Source organism: Edaphobacter acidisoli, assembly GCF_014642855.1.
Classification (GTDB): Bacteria; Acidobacteriota; Terriglobia; order Terriglobales; family Acidobacteriaceae; genus Edaphobacter; species Edaphobacter acidisoli.
In genome coordinates this window covers 1,634,248-1,650,556 of the sequence record NZ_BMJB01000001.1, presented here as the reverse complement: position 1 = coordinate 1,650,556, position 16,309 = coordinate 1,634,248, and the positions used below count along the sequence as shown (strand labels likewise).

The 16,309-nt window shown below is 61.1% G+C and carries 15 protein-coding genes; 9 read left to right on the top strand and 6 right to left on the bottom strand.

Features of this window, described 5'->3' with window-relative positions:
* Positions 1 to 94 precede the first annotated feature (94 nt).
* The 3 genes from IEX36_RS06670 (at position 95) to IEX36_RS06660 (ending at position 1,460) form a co-directional block, all read left to right on the top strand.
* Complete coding sequence (locus tag IEX36_RS06670) at positions 95 to 427, top strand: type II toxin-antitoxin system RelE/ParE family toxin (RefSeq protein ID WP_188758477.1); 333 nt, start codon at positions 95 to 97, stop codon at positions 425 to 427.
* Positions 402 to 692 (top strand): addiction module antidote protein, encoded by a 291-nt coding sequence (locus tag IEX36_RS06665; protein ID WP_188758476.1) that lies wholly within the window; start codon positions 402 to 404, stop codon positions 690 to 692. The genes IEX36_RS06670 and IEX36_RS06665 overlap by 26 nt, the downstream gene beginning before the upstream one ends.
* A 228-nt stretch (positions 693 to 920) precedes the next feature.
* On the top strand, positions 921 to 1,460 hold the full coding sequence (locus IEX36_RS06660) for a hypothetical protein (RefSeq protein ID WP_188758475.1): 540 nt from the start codon (positions 921 to 923) through the stop codon (positions 1,458 to 1,460).
* On the opposite strand, the gene IEX36_RS06655 is transcribed toward IEX36_RS06660, so the two are convergent.
* Positions 1,436 to 2,830: an NAD-dependent succinate-semialdehyde dehydrogenase gene (locus IEX36_RS06655; RefSeq protein ID WP_188758474.1), complete on the bottom strand. Its 1,395-nt coding sequence runs from the start codon at positions 2,828 to 2,830 to the stop codon at positions 1,436 to 1,438. The two genes, IEX36_RS06660 and IEX36_RS06655, sit on opposite strands and share 25 nt — an antisense overlap.
* Positions 2,831 to 2,933: 103 nt before the next feature.
* Positions 2,934 to 4,202, bottom strand: coding sequence for an allantoate amidohydrolase (locus IEX36_RS06650; RefSeq protein WP_188758473.1), 1,269 nt, complete (start codon positions 4,200 to 4,202; stop codon positions 2,934 to 2,936).
* A gap of 121 nt (positions 4,203 to 4,323) precedes the next feature.
* Here IEX36_RS06650 and IEX36_RS06645 point away from each other — a divergent pair, with 121 nt between their 5' ends.
* The 3 genes from IEX36_RS06645 to IEX36_RS06635 all read left to right on the top strand — a co-directional run bounded on the left by IEX36_RS06645 (position 4,324) and on the right by IEX36_RS06635 (position 6,653).
* Positions 4,324 to 4,797 carry a nucleoside deaminase gene (locus IEX36_RS06645; protein WP_188758472.1) on the top strand — a complete coding sequence of 158 codons (474 nt, stop codon included), beginning with the start codon at positions 4,324 to 4,326 and terminating at the stop codon, positions 4,795 to 4,797.
* A 2-nt stretch (positions 4,798 to 4,799) separates the two neighbouring features.
* A complete protein-coding gene (locus IEX36_RS06640; RefSeq protein ID WP_188758471.1) occupies positions 4,800 to 6,101 on the top strand; it encodes a homoserine dehydrogenase in 1,302 nt (433 codons plus the stop codon).
* A 117-nt stretch (positions 6,102 to 6,218) separates the two neighbouring features.
* Entirely contained in the window at positions 6,219 to 6,653 is a 435-nt protein-coding gene (locus IEX36_RS06635; RefSeq protein ID WP_188758470.1) for a hypothetical protein, read from the top strand.
* A gap of 256 nt (positions 6,654 to 6,909) precedes the next feature.
* On the opposite strand, the gene moeB is transcribed toward IEX36_RS06635, so the two are convergent.
* Positions 6,910 to 8,145: a molybdopterin-synthase adenylyltransferase MoeB gene (moeB, locus tag IEX36_RS06630; protein ID WP_188758469.1), complete on the bottom strand. Its 1,236-nt coding sequence runs from the start codon at positions 8,143 to 8,145 to the stop codon at positions 6,910 to 6,912.
* Between the two features lie 186 nt (positions 8,146 to 8,331).
* On the opposite strand from moeB, the gene IEX36_RS06625 reads away from it, so the two are divergent.
* Entirely contained in the window at positions 8,332 to 9,027 is a 696-nt protein-coding gene (locus tag IEX36_RS06625; RefSeq protein WP_188758468.1) for an SGNH/GDSL hydrolase family protein, read from the top strand.
* A 116-nt stretch (positions 9,028 to 9,143) separates the two neighbouring features.
* Here IEX36_RS06625 and IEX36_RS06620 read toward each other — a convergent pair whose 3' ends face one another.
* The 3 genes from IEX36_RS06620 to IEX36_RS06610 are packed head-to-tail and all read right to left on the bottom strand — an operon-like array spanning position 9,144 to position 12,960.
* Complete coding sequence (locus IEX36_RS06620) at positions 9,144 to 10,694, bottom strand: NAD(P)/FAD-dependent oxidoreductase (protein WP_188758467.1); 1,551 nt, start codon at positions 10,692 to 10,694, stop codon at positions 9,144 to 9,146.
* Positions 10,691 to 11,644 (bottom strand): archaeosine biosynthesis radical SAM protein RaSEA, encoded by a 954-nt coding sequence (locus tag IEX36_RS06615; protein WP_188758466.1) that lies wholly within the window; start codon positions 11,642 to 11,644, stop codon positions 10,691 to 10,693. Before IEX36_RS06615 ends, IEX36_RS06620 begins: the two co-directional genes overlap by 4 nt.
* Complete coding sequence (locus IEX36_RS06610) at positions 11,641 to 12,960, bottom strand: asparagine synthase-related protein (protein ID WP_188758465.1); 1,320 nt, start codon at positions 12,958 to 12,960, stop codon at positions 11,641 to 11,643. The genes IEX36_RS06615 and IEX36_RS06610 overlap by 4 nt, the downstream gene beginning before the upstream one ends.
* A 109-nt stretch (positions 12,961 to 13,069) precedes the next feature.
* Between IEX36_RS06610 and IEX36_RS06605 the strand changes: the two genes are divergently transcribed.
* Together IEX36_RS06605 and IEX36_RS06600 are read left to right on the top strand one after the other, a co-directional pair.
* Positions 13,070 to 14,005, top strand: a complete 936-nt coding sequence (locus IEX36_RS06605) for a YihY/virulence factor BrkB family protein (RefSeq protein WP_188758464.1) — start codon at positions 13,070 to 13,072, stop codon at positions 14,003 to 14,005.
* 7 nt (positions 14,006 to 14,012) lie between these two features.
* On the top strand, positions 14,013 to 16,199 hold the full coding sequence (locus tag IEX36_RS06600; RefSeq protein ID WP_188758463.1) for a PP2C family protein-serine/threonine phosphatase: 2,187 nt from the start codon (positions 14,013 to 14,015) through the stop codon (positions 16,197 to 16,199).
* Positions 16,200 to 16,309: the final 110 nt, after the last annotated feature.

Here is a 16,309-nt window from a genome sequence, read left to right as displayed (position 1 = left end):
CACCAAAATTGAAATTGGGCACCCCGCACCAGGCTGTTTGTGGCTTGCCATTGTGTAACTTATGGGTTACATTTGAATTTGACTGAGGTGGGGGTTGGCAGAGATTCGGAGGACCCAGGAATTTGCTGAGTGGTTGATGGAGTTGCGAGACCGGCAGGGACGGGCGCGGATTTTGACGCGGATCGACCGGCTTGAAGATGGGAATCCGGGCAGGTATCGCGCGCTGGGCGGTGGTGTCTTTGAGTTGAAGATCGATTTTGGGCCGGGATACCGCGTGTACTACATGAAGGTCGGCGAGATTGTGATTGTGTTGCTCTGTGGCGGCGATAAGAGCACACAGGCGAAAGACATCAGGCGGGCGAAAGAGCTTGCGAAGCGGATTGAAGAGGAAGGGTGGCTCGATGAAAGTGCGGACGAAGAAGTATGATGCGGCGGAGTTTCTGACCGACGATGAGACTATCTCGGCGTATTTGACGGAAGCGCTGGAGAGTGATGATCCGCGGTACATTGCGAAGGCGCTGGGTGCGGTGGCGCGGGCGAAGGGTGGGATTGCTCAGCTTGCGCGCGATACGGGGATTGCGCGTGAGGCGCTGTATCGGGCGTTGAGCGACGCGGGGAATCCAGAGTTAGGGACGGTGCTGAAGGTTGCTCATGCGCTTGGGGTGAGGTTGTCGGCTACGCTGGTGGCGTAATTTTGTGGCGGGTTGGTCGGAGGATTCTGGTCGTTGCGCCCTTCGGGCTTCACTCCGGCCTTCGGCAGAGTGGAAGGCGCTTCGCGCGGCTTGCTTTTTGGCACGGCTGAAGCCGTGCCCTTCCACCGAAAACTAAAATTGGGCAGCCCTTGGAGGTTGCGCGAATGAACCCAGGTCTCAAAAGCGAGACCTGGGGCTCCCGGCACCCGGCTCGGGTAAACTCGCTGCATGCCGCAATCAGATTTCAAGTTCATGGATGCCGAACGAGATAGGCACTATAGTGCCATTGGCCGCGTAGCAGTCTTGTGGACGCGGGTCGAAAGCGAAATAGCGGCCACCGTTCGTATGCTTGCCGGGCTCGATTGGAAGGTGGGGTCATGCCTGACCGCACAGATTGCAAACACTGCACGAATGCTGGATGCCCTTTCGTCGCTATGTGAGCTTCGTTCTCCAGGGATGGCCTCAGACAAGGGGTTCAAGAAGCGCTTGGACAAGATTCTTGGGCTGGCCGAAAGGCGAAATCGTGTAGTTCATGACGTCTGGACGTTCGATCCTGGCACGACAACCAAGTGGCAAACAGCTGTTAGGCGGACACTGAAATCTGATGGTACAGAGATGTCAACCGAAGATGTGAACAAACTTGCAGATGAAATCGAAGTGGCGTGGAGTGAGTTCACGACGTTTTCGTATCACCTGCTCAACGATCTCAAGCTGTGGCCCGGCAATCCGCGCGATAACTTCGTTCAGCCCGAAACTACGGACGAGTGAGCCGAGGCGATGACTATGGTTTTGGCGTTGAGGAATTCGCGCATGCCGGCGGCGGCTAGTTCGCGGCCGTAGCCGGAGTGTTTGATGCCTCCGAAGGGTAGGCGTGGGTCGCTGGCTACCATCTCGTTGATGAAGACTGCTCCGGCCTGGATTTCGGCGATGAGGCGCTGCTGCTCGGTGGGGTCGCTGGTCCAGGCGCTGGCGGCGAGGCCGAAGGGGGTGTCGTTGGCGATGGCGATGGCTTCGTCGAGGTCGCGGACGCGGAAGAGCATGGCTACGGGGCCGAAGATCTCTTCGCGGTAGACGGGCGAGGTGCGCGGGACACTGGTGATGACGGTGGGTTCGAAGTAGTTGCCCGCGCCGGCCATGCGCTGGCCTCCGGTGAGGATGCGCGCGCCGGATTGGGTGGCGGCTTCGATTTGGGCTTCTAATTCCTCAAGAATTTGTAGCGTGGCAAGCGGGCCTAGATCGGTGTCTTCGCGCATGGGGTCGCCGACGCGGAGCTGGTTCATGAGCTCGACGAAGCGGGTGGTGAAGGCGTCGTAGATGCTGTCGTGGATGAGGAAGCGTTTGGCGGCGATGCAGGACTGGCCGGTGTTGACGCAGCGGGCGCGGACGGCGGTCTGGACGGCGTGGTCGAGATCGGCGGAGGGAAGGACGATGAAGGGGTCGGAGCCGCCGAGCTCGAGGACGGATTTTTTGATGAGCCAGCCGGCTTGTGCGGCGACGGCGCGGCCTGCGGGCTCGGAGCCGGTGAGTGTGACGGCGCCGACGCGCGGGTCGGCGAGGACGTGTTCGACGTGGCGCGCTCCGAGGAGGAGGGTTTGGAAGGTGCCGCGAGGGAAGCCGGCGCGGCGGACGAGGGATTCGATGGTGAGGGCGCACTCGGGGACGTTGGATGCGTGCTTGAGCAGGCCAACGTTGCCGGCCATGAGCGCGGGCGCGAGGAAGCGGAAGACCTGCCAGAAGGGGAAGTTCCACGGCATGATGGCGAGGATGATGCCGAGGGGTTCGTAGCGGACGTAGCTGGTGTGCGCCTCGCTGGTGGGGATGTGTTCGGGGGCGAGGATGCGGGCGGCGTTGTCGGCGTAGTAGCGGCAGGTGAGGGCGCACTTCTGGACTTCGAGGCGGGCGGCGTGGATGGGCTTGCCCATCTCGAGGGTGATGGTGGCGGCGAGCTCGTCGGCTTCGTCGTCGAGGATGGCGGCGAGCTTGCGCATCCAGAGGGCGCGGTGGTCGATGGAGATGTGCGCGTTGGCGCGGAAGGTCTCGTCGGCGAGAGAGATTTTCTGGCGCGTGGCCTCTTCGGTGAGTGGGTCGAAGACGCGGATGAGGCGGTTGTTGGCGGGGTTGATGGTTGCGATGGGCATGTGTGTGTGGCTCTGCTACTCCGATGCTAGAGCAAAATTGGTGCTGGGCGGGGAGAAAAGCGGGCCCTTGCGTTTGCGGCGGATGGATGACCATCCCGGCATTTCAGGCGGTTGGTTTTGGGATGGCTTCGTCGTTGCTGAGGAGCTTGAGGAATTCGAGGGTGGTGGTGAGGGCGGCTTCGATGTCGGGTGGGTGGACGCGCTCGTTGGGGTGGTGGCTGATGCCTTCGGGGCTGCGGAGGAAGAGCATCGCAGCGGGCAGGCGGCGGGCGACGATCATGGCGTCGTGACCGGCGCCGCTGGTCATTTTTTTGTGCGGGGCTTTTGCGGTGGTGGCGGCGGACTCGAGCAGTCTGGTGAGATGGCGGTCCATGGGGACGGCGGGTTGGTCGAGCTGGGTTTGGGTGGTGAGCTTGACTCCGCGTTTTGCGGCGCTGAGTTTTGCGGTGGTGGTGAGGTTGTTGATGGCGGTGGCGCGGGTGTCGTCGTTGGCGTGGCGGAGGTCGAGTGTGGCGGTGACGCGGGCGGGGATGATGTTGGTCGCTCCGGGATGGGCTTCGATGGTGTCGACGGTGGCGAGGAGGCCTTCACGGGAGGCGGCGTAGGCTTCGACTTCGGCGATCCATTCGGCGGCGGCGCTGAGGGCGTCGTGGCGGAGGTGCATGGGGGTGGCGCCGGCGTGGTTGGCTTGGCCCTCGAAGATGAAGGCGGTGCGGGTCTGTCCGGCGATGGCTTCGACGATGCCGAGGGGGAGGGATTCGCTTTCGAGCACGGGGCCTTGTTCGATGTGGACTTCGAGATAGGCGAAGCTGCCGGTGGCGAGCTCGGCGTTGGGCAGCTCGGCGAGGTTGAGGCCGAAGATGCGGATGGCTTCGGCGACGGTGACGCCGTTGCGGTCGGGGAGGGCGAGGGTTTCGGCGTCGAGCTCACCGATGAGCGCGAGGCTGCCGAGGAAGGGTTTGCTGAAGCGCACGCCTTCTTCTGCGGAGAAGCCGATGACTTCGATGCTGAAGGGAAGGTTCTGGCCGCGGAGCTCTTCGGCGACGGCGAGGCCGAGGACGACGCCGAGGGCGCCGTCGTAGGGGCCGGCGTTGGGTATGGTGTCGAGGTGCGAGCCGATGATGAGGCGCGGGGCTTGTGGCGTGGGGCCGGGGAGGACGCCGCGCAGATTGCCTGCGGCGTCGATGCGGACGGTCATGCCGGCGGCGTCCATCCAATCGCGGAGAAGGGTGTGGACGCGGCGCATGGCGGGTGAGAGGAAGGTGCGGGTGATCTGGCCGGGGACCTCGGTGCAGGCGGCGATCTCGCGGCAGCGGGAGAGGATGCGGTCGGCTGCGGGGCGTTGGCTGCGGGTTGGAATTGTAACTGTCATGGTTGCTTATTGTTTTGCTGGAAGGTTAGCGGCCGAGAGGTCTGTGGGGCGGTTGGAGGTGAGTGCATGTGACATAATTTGAGTGTCCCGCTCCATCAATGCAGATAAGGATATAGGGCCGATGCAAGGCAATCCAATCTTTATGGAAAAGGCGATCGCGCTGGCGACGGAGAATGTGACTTCGGGGCGCGGCGGGCCGTTTGGCGCGGTGATTGTGCGCGACGGTGCGGTGGTGGCGACCGGGGTGAACCAGGTGACGGCGCTGAAGGACGCCACGGCCCATGCCGAGGTGATGGCGATTCGGAATGCGTGCGCGGCGCTGGGAGCCTTTGAACTGCGTGGGTGCCAGGTTTATACGAGCTGTGAGCCTTGTCCGATGTGCCTGGCGGCGATTTATTGGGCTCGGTGTGAGGCGATCTTTTATAGCGGCACGTCTGCCGATGCTGCGGCCGCGGGTTTTGATGATGCGTTTTTGTATGACGAGATCAAGCGGCCGGTTGCGGCGCGGGGGATTCCGGCGGCGAGGATGCTGGCGGAGAAGGCAACGGAGAGTTTTGACGCCTGGAAGAAGCAGGCGGAGAGAGTGGATTACTGAGAATGGCTACGAAGAAGAAGCAGGCGAAGAAGGCGGATGCGGCGGTGAAGGTGGCGCTGCTGGGGTTTGGGACCGTGGGCAGTTCGGTGGCGCGGGTGCTCGCGGCGCAGAAGTTTGCGGGCATTGAGCTGACGCATATCTTCAACCGGAATGTGGGGCGGAAGCGCGCTTCGGATGCGGCGAAGGCTGTGTCTGGTTCGGTGAAGTGGACCGAGAATGTGGATGAGATTCTGCGGTCGGATGTGGATGTTGTGGTCGAGCTGACGGGTGGGCTGACCCCGACGGAGAGCTGGATTCGTAAGGCGTTGAGTTCAGGCAAGAGTGTGGTGACGGCGAATAAGCAGTTGATTGCTTATCGCGGGACTGGACTGGCGCGGCTGGCTGCGCAGCATGGCGTGTACCTGGTGCATGGCGCGGCGGTTGCGGGCGGTGTGCCGGTGATTCCGGGGATGCTGCAGGGGCTGGGCGGCGACAGGGTGACGCGGCTGAGCGGGATTTTGAATGGGACGTGCAACTACATTCTGAGCAGGATGGAGTCGGGCGCGGACTACGCGACGGTGTTGGCCGATGCGCAGCAGCTTGGGTATGCCGAGGCTGATCCTTCGGCGGATGTGGATGGGTACGATGCGCGGGCGAAGTTGTGCATCCTGTCGCGGATTGCGATGCGGGCGGAGCTGGATCCGGATGCGGTGCCGACGCAGACGATTGCTACGGTCGAAGCCGTAGATTTCGCTTATGCAAAAGAGCTGAACTGCACGATTCGGCAGATATCGCGGGCGCAGTTGGATGGGGCGGTGGTTCATGCGAGGGTGGCGCCGATGCTGGTGCCGTTGGCGTCGCCGCTGGCGTGGTCGCATGGGACGCAGAATATGGTGGTGACGAGTGGGGAGTTCGGCGGGGATGTGGTTTTCTCGGGCCACGGTGCGGGCGGCGAGCCTACGGCTGTTGCTGTCGTCTCGGATTTGCTGGCTGTGGCGCAGGGTTGCAGGTCGGTCGAGCTGCCGGTGAGGAAGCGCGCGGTGACGAGCGACTTTATGGCTCCGCACTATTTGCGGTTTGTGGTGGATGATAAGCCGGGGATTGTTTCGGCGATCTCGGGCGCGCTGGCGAAGGTGGGGGCGAATATTGATTCGCTGCTGCAACGGCGCGGCTATCCGAAGCATAAGCTGCCGTTTGTGATTACGACGGAGCCGAGCCTGACTTCGACGATCGAGAAGGCGATGGTGTCGATTGGCAAGATGGACTGCATGTTGGAGAAGCCGCTTTGTCTGCAGATTCTGGTGCCGGAGGATAAGGCGGAGTAGGGTTCGTGCCTCGCCCGCAATACAACGGCGGAATGGATGGAGCGTCCGGCAAGGTGTTCGATTCAAGGCAGAAACCCGCAAATTTATGGGACTTATTGAAGGGATGCTTAGAAGTCGATGATCGATCAAATCTTAAAAGATGCTATCGAACACCCCCATATCTTTTTATGGTGCGGCACTCCGGATGAAACAAAAATCAATAAATGGATACCACCCAATGGTGTCCAAGTTCCTCTTGATTTAAGAAAATTGTGGATTGCGACAGGAGGCGGAGAGATGTTTGAAAGTGAAACTCTCCTAAGTCCGTTTGCAGTTAATCCTGAGTATGACATTAATGCTAGAAATGAATTCTATTGGACATCTGGTGTCGACAAAACCCTCCTGGTTTTTCATTGCGGGACCTGGATATCTGCGATAAGGGATAGCGCCCCCCATTTCGTCTCTTTTAAAGAAGATGAGATGGAAAACAAATTGCAGTTCGAGAGTGTTAGCGCATGGTATAGCCAAACCTTGCGTAGAGAGTACGCGAACCGCTATGGTCTGAAAGATTAACGTTAGCGTGACAATGGTCTTCGATGCTCCGAGCTTAATTTCCCAAGCCAATCCCGCTATACCGGCAAAGAACTGCGTTTGTTTGGACAGAATTTGGGTCTTCTTAGGGAAGATGTGACTTCGCCATACTAGGTTTGAAAGTCGAAAACGCAGATTCCTCCGCTGCGCTAGGGAATGGGAATGCAAAGAGGCGCGAAAAAGAAGGGCGCATCCGAGGTGGGATGCGCCGTTGTTTTTTCTGCGAAGTGGTTTTGGTTTAGTACTTGGGCAGGGACTTGTCGATCTTGTCGGCCCAGGCGGTGATGCCTCCGGTGAGGTTGGAGACGTTGGTGAAGCCGGCGTTCTTCAGGAGGATGGAGGCCTTCTGGCTGCGTGCTCCTGATTTGCAGTGAACGATGACTTCGTCGTTTTTGTGTGCGGCGATCTCGCTCAGGCGTGACTCGATGGTGCCGAGCGGGATGAGCGGTGCGCCGATGTTGACGATCTGGTACTCGTGCGGCTCGCGGACGTCGAGGACGAAGATGTTCTCCTTCGCGTCGAGCTTTTTCTTAAGCTGCTCGACGGAGATCTGCGGGATGCCGTCGACGATGGGCAGGTCGGCTACGGCCTTGTCGCGGGCGACTTCGAGCGGACCGACCTCGGTGGGCTTCTCGATGCCGCAGAACTGGTCGTAGTCGATCAGCTCGGTGACGGTGGGGTGCGTGCCGCAGACGGGGCAGTCGGGGTTCTTGCGCAGCTTGAGCTGGCGGAAGTTCATGCCGAGCGCGTCGACGAGCAGGAGACGGCCGACGAGCGGCTCGCCGATGCCGAGGATGAGCTTGATGGTCTCGGTGGCCTGGATGATGCCGAGCAGGCCGGGGAGAATGCCGAGCACGCCGCCTTCGGCGCAGGAGGGCACCAGGCCCGGCGGTGGCGGCTCGGGATAGAGGCAGCGGTAGCAGGGGCCGAGCGGCGCGCCGAAGACGCTGGCCTGGCCCTCGAAGCGGTAGATGGAGGCGTAGGCGTTGGGCTTGCCGAGCAGGACGCAGGCGTCGTTGACGAGGTAGCGCGTCTGGAAGTTGTCGGTGCCGTCGGCGATGACGTCGTAGTCCTTGAGGATGTCGAGCGCGTTGTGGCTCGTGAGCATCGTGTTGTGCTTGACGACGTTGAGGTTCGGGTTGAGGCCCTTGAGCATGATCTCGGCCGAGTCGACTTTGAGCTTGCCGACGGTGGCTTCGGAGTGGATGATCTGGCGCTGGAGGTTGCTCTTGTCGACGACGTCGAAGTCGATGAGGCCGATGGTGCCTACGCCGGCGGCGGCGAGGTAGAGCGCGAGGGGCGCGCCGAGGCCGCCGGTGCCGACGCAGAGGACCTTTGCCGCTTTCAATTTACGCTGGCCCTCCATGCCGACCTCGGGCAGGATGAGGTGGCGGGAGTAGCGGGCGATCTCGTCGTTGGAGAGCTTGGGTAGTTCTTTGTTGATTTCGGTGGCTTCTTCGATGGCAGTTGGCATTCGGGATCTTCCTCAATGCTTCGTGGCGTTTGCTTAATTCTAGATGCTTTTGGGAGCAGAAAGGCTCAGACCGGCTGCTGTGGGTGGCGCGGCTTGCAAGTTGTTGATTTTAGGTGCTGCTTGTTCTGGGCTCGTGAGGGCGTGTAGATTTTTATGGTTGAAAAATTGTTTTTGAGGGGGATGTGGATGCGGATTGCTTTGCGGTGTGCGGTGTGGGTGGTTTGCGTTGGGTTTGCGGTCTCGGCGGGTGTGGCTCAGGCGCGGCATGCGGCTGGGGGCAAGAGCATTCTGGAGAAGATTGAGTGGACGTGGGCGGCGCAGCCGGATGCGGTGGATGCCGCGTTGCCGAATGTGTTGCTGGTGGGGGATTCGATTACGCGTGGGTACTATCCGGAGGTGGCGAAGCTGCTGGCGGGGCGGGCGAACTGTTATTTGTTTGCGACGTCGGCGGCTTCGGGTGATCCGCGGCTGGATGCTCAGGTGAGGGATTATTTTCGGATGATGCCGCTGCACTTTGCCGTGATTCACTTCAACAACGGGATGCATGGGTGGAAGTACACCGAGGCGGAGTATGCGGAGGGGTTGCCGGGGCTGGTGGAGACGCTGCGGACGAATGGGCGTGGCGCGAAGCTGGTGTGGGCGACGACGACTCCGGTGCATGCGAGCGATGCCGGTGGGGCTACGAATGCTCGGATCGATGTGCGGAATGCGGATGCGCTGGCGGTGATGAAGCGGTTTCGTGTGCAGGTGGATGATCAGCATGGGTTGATGCTTGGGCATGATGATTTGCATAACGGGAATGTTCACTATACCCCAGCGGGGTATGAGGTGCAGGCGGAGCAGGCGGTGAAGGTGATTGAGGGGTTGTTGCCGGGGCGGTAGGTGGTGCATATGGGCATACGGACTGCTATCGAGCAGGTGGCGAGGCTCGCGGAAGAAATACAGGGGTCTCTCCACTTCGCTCCGCTCCGGTCGAGATGACGTGCGTTTGTGTTGGATTAGAAGCCGCAGCGTTGGAGGAGTTGGTCGATGTCTTCCGGGCTGGCGTTGAGTTTGGGGGCGGCCTGGATGAGGTCGTTGGCATCGACAGGATACCAGTTGCGGCGGGTTGCGTTGCCGAGGCTGGCTACATTGATGGGGTCGATGGCGCCGAGGATGTCTTCGCGGAGCTCGGCGGCTTGTGCGGGAGTTGCGATGTGGAGGGCGCGTTCGCAGAGGCTTTTGCTCGCCGGACCGAAGGTCGGGTGGGTGTGGAGGAGGAAGGATGGGGCGAGTTCTGGCTTGTTGAGACGGTGGGCGGTTTCGGCGTAGCTGACGGCGGCGAAGTAGAGCAGCGAGAGCGCGCTGAAGGTGGGGAAGTCGTGCATGTTGGCGTAGAGCGCGGCGATGAGGCGGGTGGCGGCGAGTTGGTCGGCTTCGGTTTCGGCGGCGTAGGTTTGGAGTTCGTGCGCGAGGCTGGGTGAGTCGAATGATTGAGCGTCGGTCGATTGATTTAGGATGCGGGCGAGGCGGTCGATGCCTGTCAGGGTGAGTGGGAAGCCGGTGGAGAGGAGTGGGTCGACGAAGCCTGCGGCGGAGGGGAGAAGCGCCCAGCGTTTGCCGGTGATGGCTGCGCTTTGGAAGGAGAGGTGTGGGATGTGGCGGAAGGGTTGGGTGGGTTTTGCATCGGAGAATTGATGCTGGAGCGCGGGGATGTGGGTGAGGATGCGTTGCCAGGCGGGTGCGCCTTCGCTGAGGTTGAGTTTTGTGGCGAGCGCGTCTGTGGCGGCGATGCCTGCGCTGGTGATGCCGTTGTTGAATTGGAGGACCCAGATCCAGCCTCCATCGAAGATGTGATGGACTGCGGCGGCGTCTACGGGATAGGGCGGGGCTTGGTGTGAGGGTTCGATTTTGCCTGCGCCGGTGAAGTGGGTGTAGAGGGCTTGGGTGTGGGGGAGGTTGGGGAGCGGCTTTTCACCCAGATTGAGCGCGTGGTGGAGCAGGCCGCGCGGGCCGGTGGCGTCGATGAGGAGCTTTGCGGAGATGGTGATGGGGTTGTTGTGGCGTGTGGCTTCGAATTGGATTGCTGAATCGTGCTCGGTGATTTTGGTGAGGGTGGTTTCGTCGAGGTAGTCGACGCCGAGGGACTGGGCTTCGCGGACGAGGAGGTGATCGAAGTCGGCGCGGTACCAGTGGGTGTCGGCGATGCGGTCGTGCGGGCTGGCGGCGACGAGGAGTTGGTGGCTGCGGTCGGGTGGGAAGGGTTGTGGGTCTTCGAGATCGTGATGGTAGAAGGTGAAGCCGCGCTTGAGACCGCAGGCTATTTGTGGGTGTGCTTGTTGCCATGTGCCCCACTTGCTGAGCGGGCGGATGGTGGGGAGATCGTAGCGGGTGGTGAGCTCTTCGAGCAGCAGGTTGGTGAGTGGGGTGGAGGATTCGCCGATGACTGTGCGGGGGTGCGTGCCTCGTTCGATGAGGACGACGGAGTGGCCGAGGCGGTGGGCGATCATGCTGAGGAGTGAGCCTCCGAAGCCTGAGCCTGCGATGGCGATGTCGTAGTGGCGGGTCACGTGCGGCCCTCGCACGTGGAGCATTCGATCGGCGCGAGGATGGTCTGGTGCAGGTTCATCTGGTGGAGGCGCTCGATGCGTTGCGGGCCGCAGTGTGGGCAGGTGGGCTTTGCGTCCCAGAGGTCGGTGAAGACTCGGCCACGGTTGAGGGTGAGGCCGTAGTTTGCTGCGGCTTCGAGAGTGCTGAGTTTTGGTGGGGAAAATTGGCCGATGATTTGGAGGTGTTCCATTGCGCCGTTGCCTGCGCGGGTGGGGATGAGGGTGGCGGCGGTGGCTCCGGAGTTGAAGGCGAAGTCGAGTGAGCGGGCAGCCCATTCGAGCGATTCTTCTTCGCGCATGAATGGTGGCTGGACGAGGATGAAGACGCGGAGGGCGATTTCGTTTTGCTGGAGGAAGTCTGCGGCGCGCTTGAACTGGTCGAGCGTCATGCGCTTGTTGAGCTGGGTGAGGACTTCGGGGTGGGCGGTTTCGAGGCCCATGGCTACTTCGAGCTTGCCGGTGAGGTTACTTTTGAATTGCAAGCATCTTTGATTTGCGAGCGATGGGTGGCACTCGACGATAACTCGCTCGAAGTGGACTGTTTGCGTGGCGATGGCGGCGTAGTCTTCGGGTGGGATGGCTTGCGGGTCGAAGAAGCTGCCGGCGTTGTAGAGCTTGATTTGGCGGGATGGTGGGAGCTGCGAGAGTGCGTATTGGATTTGTGCGGGGATGGCTCCGGTAGGGACGGTTGTGGTGAGTGTGTTCTTCCAGAGGTCGCACATCACGCAGCGGAATGGGCACTCGCGGTTGGTGAGGAAGATGGTGGCTACGGGGACGATTTCGTTTTCGGCGGAGCGTTCGTCTTCGACGAGGAAGGCATAGGGGCGTAGTGGGTCGAGATGGTTGCGATCGGGGCGTTGGGCGATGATCCATTGATCGCGTGCGGCAGTCGATGCGGGGTAGGTGCTCATTGGTAGAGCGAGAGGAATTGTTTGCGGTACTCGGCTTCGCGATAGGGGAGGCGTCGACGCATCGAGTCTTCCGGGAGTGCGCCGTGCTGGAAGCGGCGTTTGGGGAAGACGGGCATCTTCATGCCGGTGACGGAGGCGATGCCGCGGGAGACGATCTCGCCTTTGAGTTCGTAGAGGCGCGGGACGTTGTATTGGGTGATGTCGATGAAGGGGATGGCTTCGGCTACGGCGATGACTTCGGAGCGCGTGAAGGGACTGAAGCCCTGGAAGCCGAAGTGGTGCGCGGGCGCGTAGGTGCGGGTGTAGGAGCGGCTGAGTCCGCCGGAGTAGGTGAGCGAGTGTTTGATTTTGCCGACGCCCCAGCCTTCCTGGTAGAGCATTCGGTTGTTAATGACGCTGGTGATGGTGAGCTCGGGGTTTTCTTCGATGGGATAGTCTTTGAGGTTTTCGTCGCCGCCGTCGCCGTCGATGAGGTGCAGCCAGTCGGGGTAGCGGGCGCGGATGCCTCGGCATAGAGCGAGAGCCATGGTGGCGGATTCGATGTCGAGGGGCTTGTAGTCTTCGGTGATGCGGATGGTCTCGGCGGCGTTGAGTGTGGCGGCATCGGCTTCGATGGGTTCGAGGAAGAGTTCGAGGTCGACGGCTTGGAGGAAGGAGCGGGCTTGCTCGACGTCGGGACCGTTGCCGAGGTCGAGCGTGAAGGCTTTGAGGCGTGAAGGGTTCATGCCGAGCTTGCGCATGACGTGGTAGGTGGTGAGGAAGACGCTGCCGCTGTCGATGCCTCCGGAGAACGCGACGCCGATGGGTTCGGCGGCGGGGATGCGCTGGAGCCACTGCGCGATCTCTTCGGCGACGGCGGAGATGTAGGCGTGGCCGATGTGGTCGAGGTCGGCGGGCAGCGCGGCGGAGACGGGTGTGAAGAAGCGGGTGTAGACGGGGTCGGGGTCGGGGCAGCCGATGAGCTGGATGTCGACGATGTGGTGCGCGGGCACCATGCGGGTGTAGCTGGGGTGGAATTGGGAGTCGAGGCCTTCGGCGCGGAGCCAGTTGTAGATGGTGTCGATGCGCGAGGCGACGATGAGTGCGGGGCCTTCTGCGCGCTTGGCGAGGAAGTAGCGCATGGGGCGGTCGAGCGAGCGGACCATGCGGACGTTCTTGCCGGATTTGGCGAGGAGGGCGAAGGAGCCGTGGATGGTGCGGATGGCTTCGGCGGGCTGGCTGAAGAGCAGGGCGCGGGCCTCGTCGAGGGTGAGGTTGTAGAGGTTGTTGTACTCGGGCTCGATGAGGTCGACGACGCGTTCGATGTAGTGGTTCATGTGTGGTCTTCTTTGGGATTGAGTTTATCAAGTGGAGAGTGCGAGTGGCGTGGGGGCTCTGCTAGCATCGGCATAGCGATGTGGGTTTTCTCGCGTCCAATTTTTAATTATGTCGTCGAATCTTTCGGACAAGAGCGCTGCTTCTGCGCAAAAGAGCGCGGAGCCGCAGGCGAAACCTATCGAACAGGTTCGGCCCGTTGTCCCGTCGGATGGGCTTGGCGCGCGGCTTGCGGCGCTGGCTCGCTACATGATGCGGACCGAGGTGCATACCTATGCGTTCAGCGTCGCGGCGAATGCGATCCTCTCGCTGTTTCCGTTTATTGTGCTGCTGCTTTCGATTACGCGTAATGTGTTTCATTCGCGGACGATGGAGATCGTTGTCAGCGACATGATGAAGACGTTTCTGCCGGTGGGGCAGGATTTTGTGATGCGGAATATGCAACTGTTGACGCATCCGCATAAAGGGACTGAAGTCTTTTCGCTGGTGATGCTGCTGATTACTTCAACGGGCGTGTTTTTGCCGCTGGAGGTGGCGCTGAACAACGTCTGGGGCGTGAAGAAAAACCGCAGCTATCTGCATAATCAAGGGATTTCGCTAGGACTCGCATTTGCGGTGGGTTTGCTGGCGCTGGGCTCGGTGGCTTCGACGGCAGGGCAGCAGGCGATTCTGTCCTGGGTGTTCTTTGGACACACGCAGAATCTGGTTTACCGGTTTATGTCGTTCTGGTTTTTGAGATTTTCGGCAGGGTTTGCGAGTATCCTGCTGTTCTTCTTGATTTATTGGATTTTGCCCTACAGGAAGGTGCCAGCGCGGGCGGTGCTGCCGACGGCGATTGTGGTGGGACTGCTGTGGGCGCTGGCGCGGCACATCTATATATGGGCGCTGCCGTGGATTGACTTCCAGTCGATTTATGGACCGTTCTATATTTCTGTTGGGCTGATGATGTGGGCGTTTCTGTCGGGGCTGCTATTGTTGGCGGGAGCGCATTTTTCGGCTACGCGGTATACGCTGCGCCTGGCGCGGCAGGCAAAGGCGGAGGAGTAAGAGGCAGATGCAGGGCGGAACAGGAGCGCGCGTTGCGGACTGGGTGAGGACGCACATTCCTTCGGGGCTGGCGGGGGCGGCGTTCTGGCTCGCGTTGCAATTCTGTGTGCTGGTGGGATTGAGCCGGTTGCCGGGTGAGTTCGGGAAGTTCTTTGGCGTGGTGGAGTTTTTTGTTGGTGTGGCGCTGGTGGTGGTTGGTGTGGCGCTGGCGGTGCAGTTGGTGCGTAAGCACATGCTGTGGAGTCTGCGGAACAAGCTGGTAGTGACGTATCTGCTGATTGGCGTGGCGCCGGTGGTGCTGTTTGCGACGCTGGTGTTGATCTCGGCTTACATCGCGGCAGGACAGTTTGCGATTCACCTGGCGGACTCGCGGTTGCAGAGCGAAGTGGAACAGATGAGCGCGGAGAATGGGCACCGCGCGGACTTTCTGGCACTGGTGATGAATGGGAATTTGCCCGGGCCGGCTGCGGGGCCGTCGACGACAAGTGAGAGTGTGCGGGGCACGGATGGTGAGCGGTTCAAGCTGCACTCGACGACGACGACGTATGTGGATGGCGCGCGCGTGGCGACGGGAACGAATGGGGACAGCAATACTCCGTTTGGGTTGCCGCTATGGGCGGCGAACCTGCATGGCGGCGAGTTTCATGGGATGGTGATCGATGGCGGCAAGCTGTACCTGGTGGCGTTGAACCAGCAAAGGCTGCACGACAAGAGGATGTTTACGGTCGTGGACAGCATGTCGGTGAATTCGACGCTGATGGACATGGTCGCCGCGGGGCTGGGCAGGGCGGTGCTGTTTCCGCTAAGAATTGAGAACTCGGACGAGACGACGCAGAGCGGCGGGTTCAAGCGGGAGTCGCGGGCGAGGACGCTGGAGAAGGCAGAAGAGGGCCACGGCGCGGGAGGACCGATTGAGGGAGGCGGCGAGGTCCGAGGGGTGAACCTGGCGGACATTCGCGTGCGTTTTCTTTCGACGGTGGCGATGACGGAGTGGGACACGGGCGCGCCGTATGGGGTGGCGATTGAGGTGGATTCGCGGCCGTCGCTGTTGTACCGGCAGTTGTTTGGCGGATCGCTGGGCGGGATTGTGACCAGCGTGATCCGGTTGTTCCTGATTGTGCTGTGCGTGGTGTTTGCGCTGATTGAGCTGCTGGCGCTGTGGATGGCGATTCGGTTGAGCAAGACGATTACGGCTTCGGTGTCGGATCTTTATCAGGCGACGCAGCAGATTGATAAAGGATCTCTGAGCCACAGGATTGGTGTCGAGCGTACGGACCAGCTTGCGGAGCTGAGCCGGTCGTTCAACAAGATGGCTGAGTCGCTGGAACGGCTGATCGAAGAGCAGAAGGAAAAGGAGCGGTTGCAGAACGAGATCTCGATTGCGCAGGAGGTGCAGGCGAACCTGTTTCCGCACCACATCTCGAATTTGAAGACGCTGGAGCTGCATGGGGTTTGCAGGCCGGCGCGGTCGGTGAGCGGAGACTACTACGACTTCCTGGTGTTTCACGAGGAGGCGCACAATGGGCATGCGCGGCGCGAGACGGGTGTGGGGATTGCAATTGGCGATATCAGCGGGAAGGGAATTTCGGCTGCACTGCTGATGGCGACGCTGCACTCGGCGGTGCGGGCGTACAGGTTTGCGAGCGAGGAGCTGGTGTACAGCGAGTCGGTAGTGGATGGGCTGATGTCCAGCCGCGATGGGCGTGGGGGTGATTGCGATGAGCTGTTTCATTCGCCGGGGCGGATTCTGTCGTTGCTGAACAGGCATCTTTACCGGAGCACGCAGCCGGAGAAGTACGCGACGCTGTTTTTAGCGCACTATGATGTGGAGTCGTCGTTGATGACGTACTCGAATGCGGGACAGTTGCCGCCGCTGGTGCTGGGACGCGACGGCGCTGTGCGCAGGCTCGACCAGGGTGGGACGGTGGTAGGGCTGATGGACGGGATGCGGTATGAAGAAGGCCGTGTGCAGATGCAGCCGGGCGACATTATGGTTGCGTATTCGGATGGGGTGACGGAGCCGGAGAATGACTTCGGCGAGTTTGGCGAAGAGCGGATGATTGAAGTTATTCGGCGCTATAGGGACCAGCCTCTGCATGTGATTTCGACGCAGGTGATGCATGCGCTGGACGCGTGGATTGGCGCGGCGGAGCAGCCGGACGATATTACGCTGGTGTTGGCGCGGCAGATGTAAGCCAGCTGGCTGGGCGCCAGCAAGCTGGCCCAGGTCCCCGTTGTATAGGGTGAGACGGTTTGCCTGAAATCTGATAAGCAATCATAGGCAGTCTGTGACAGACTGTATGG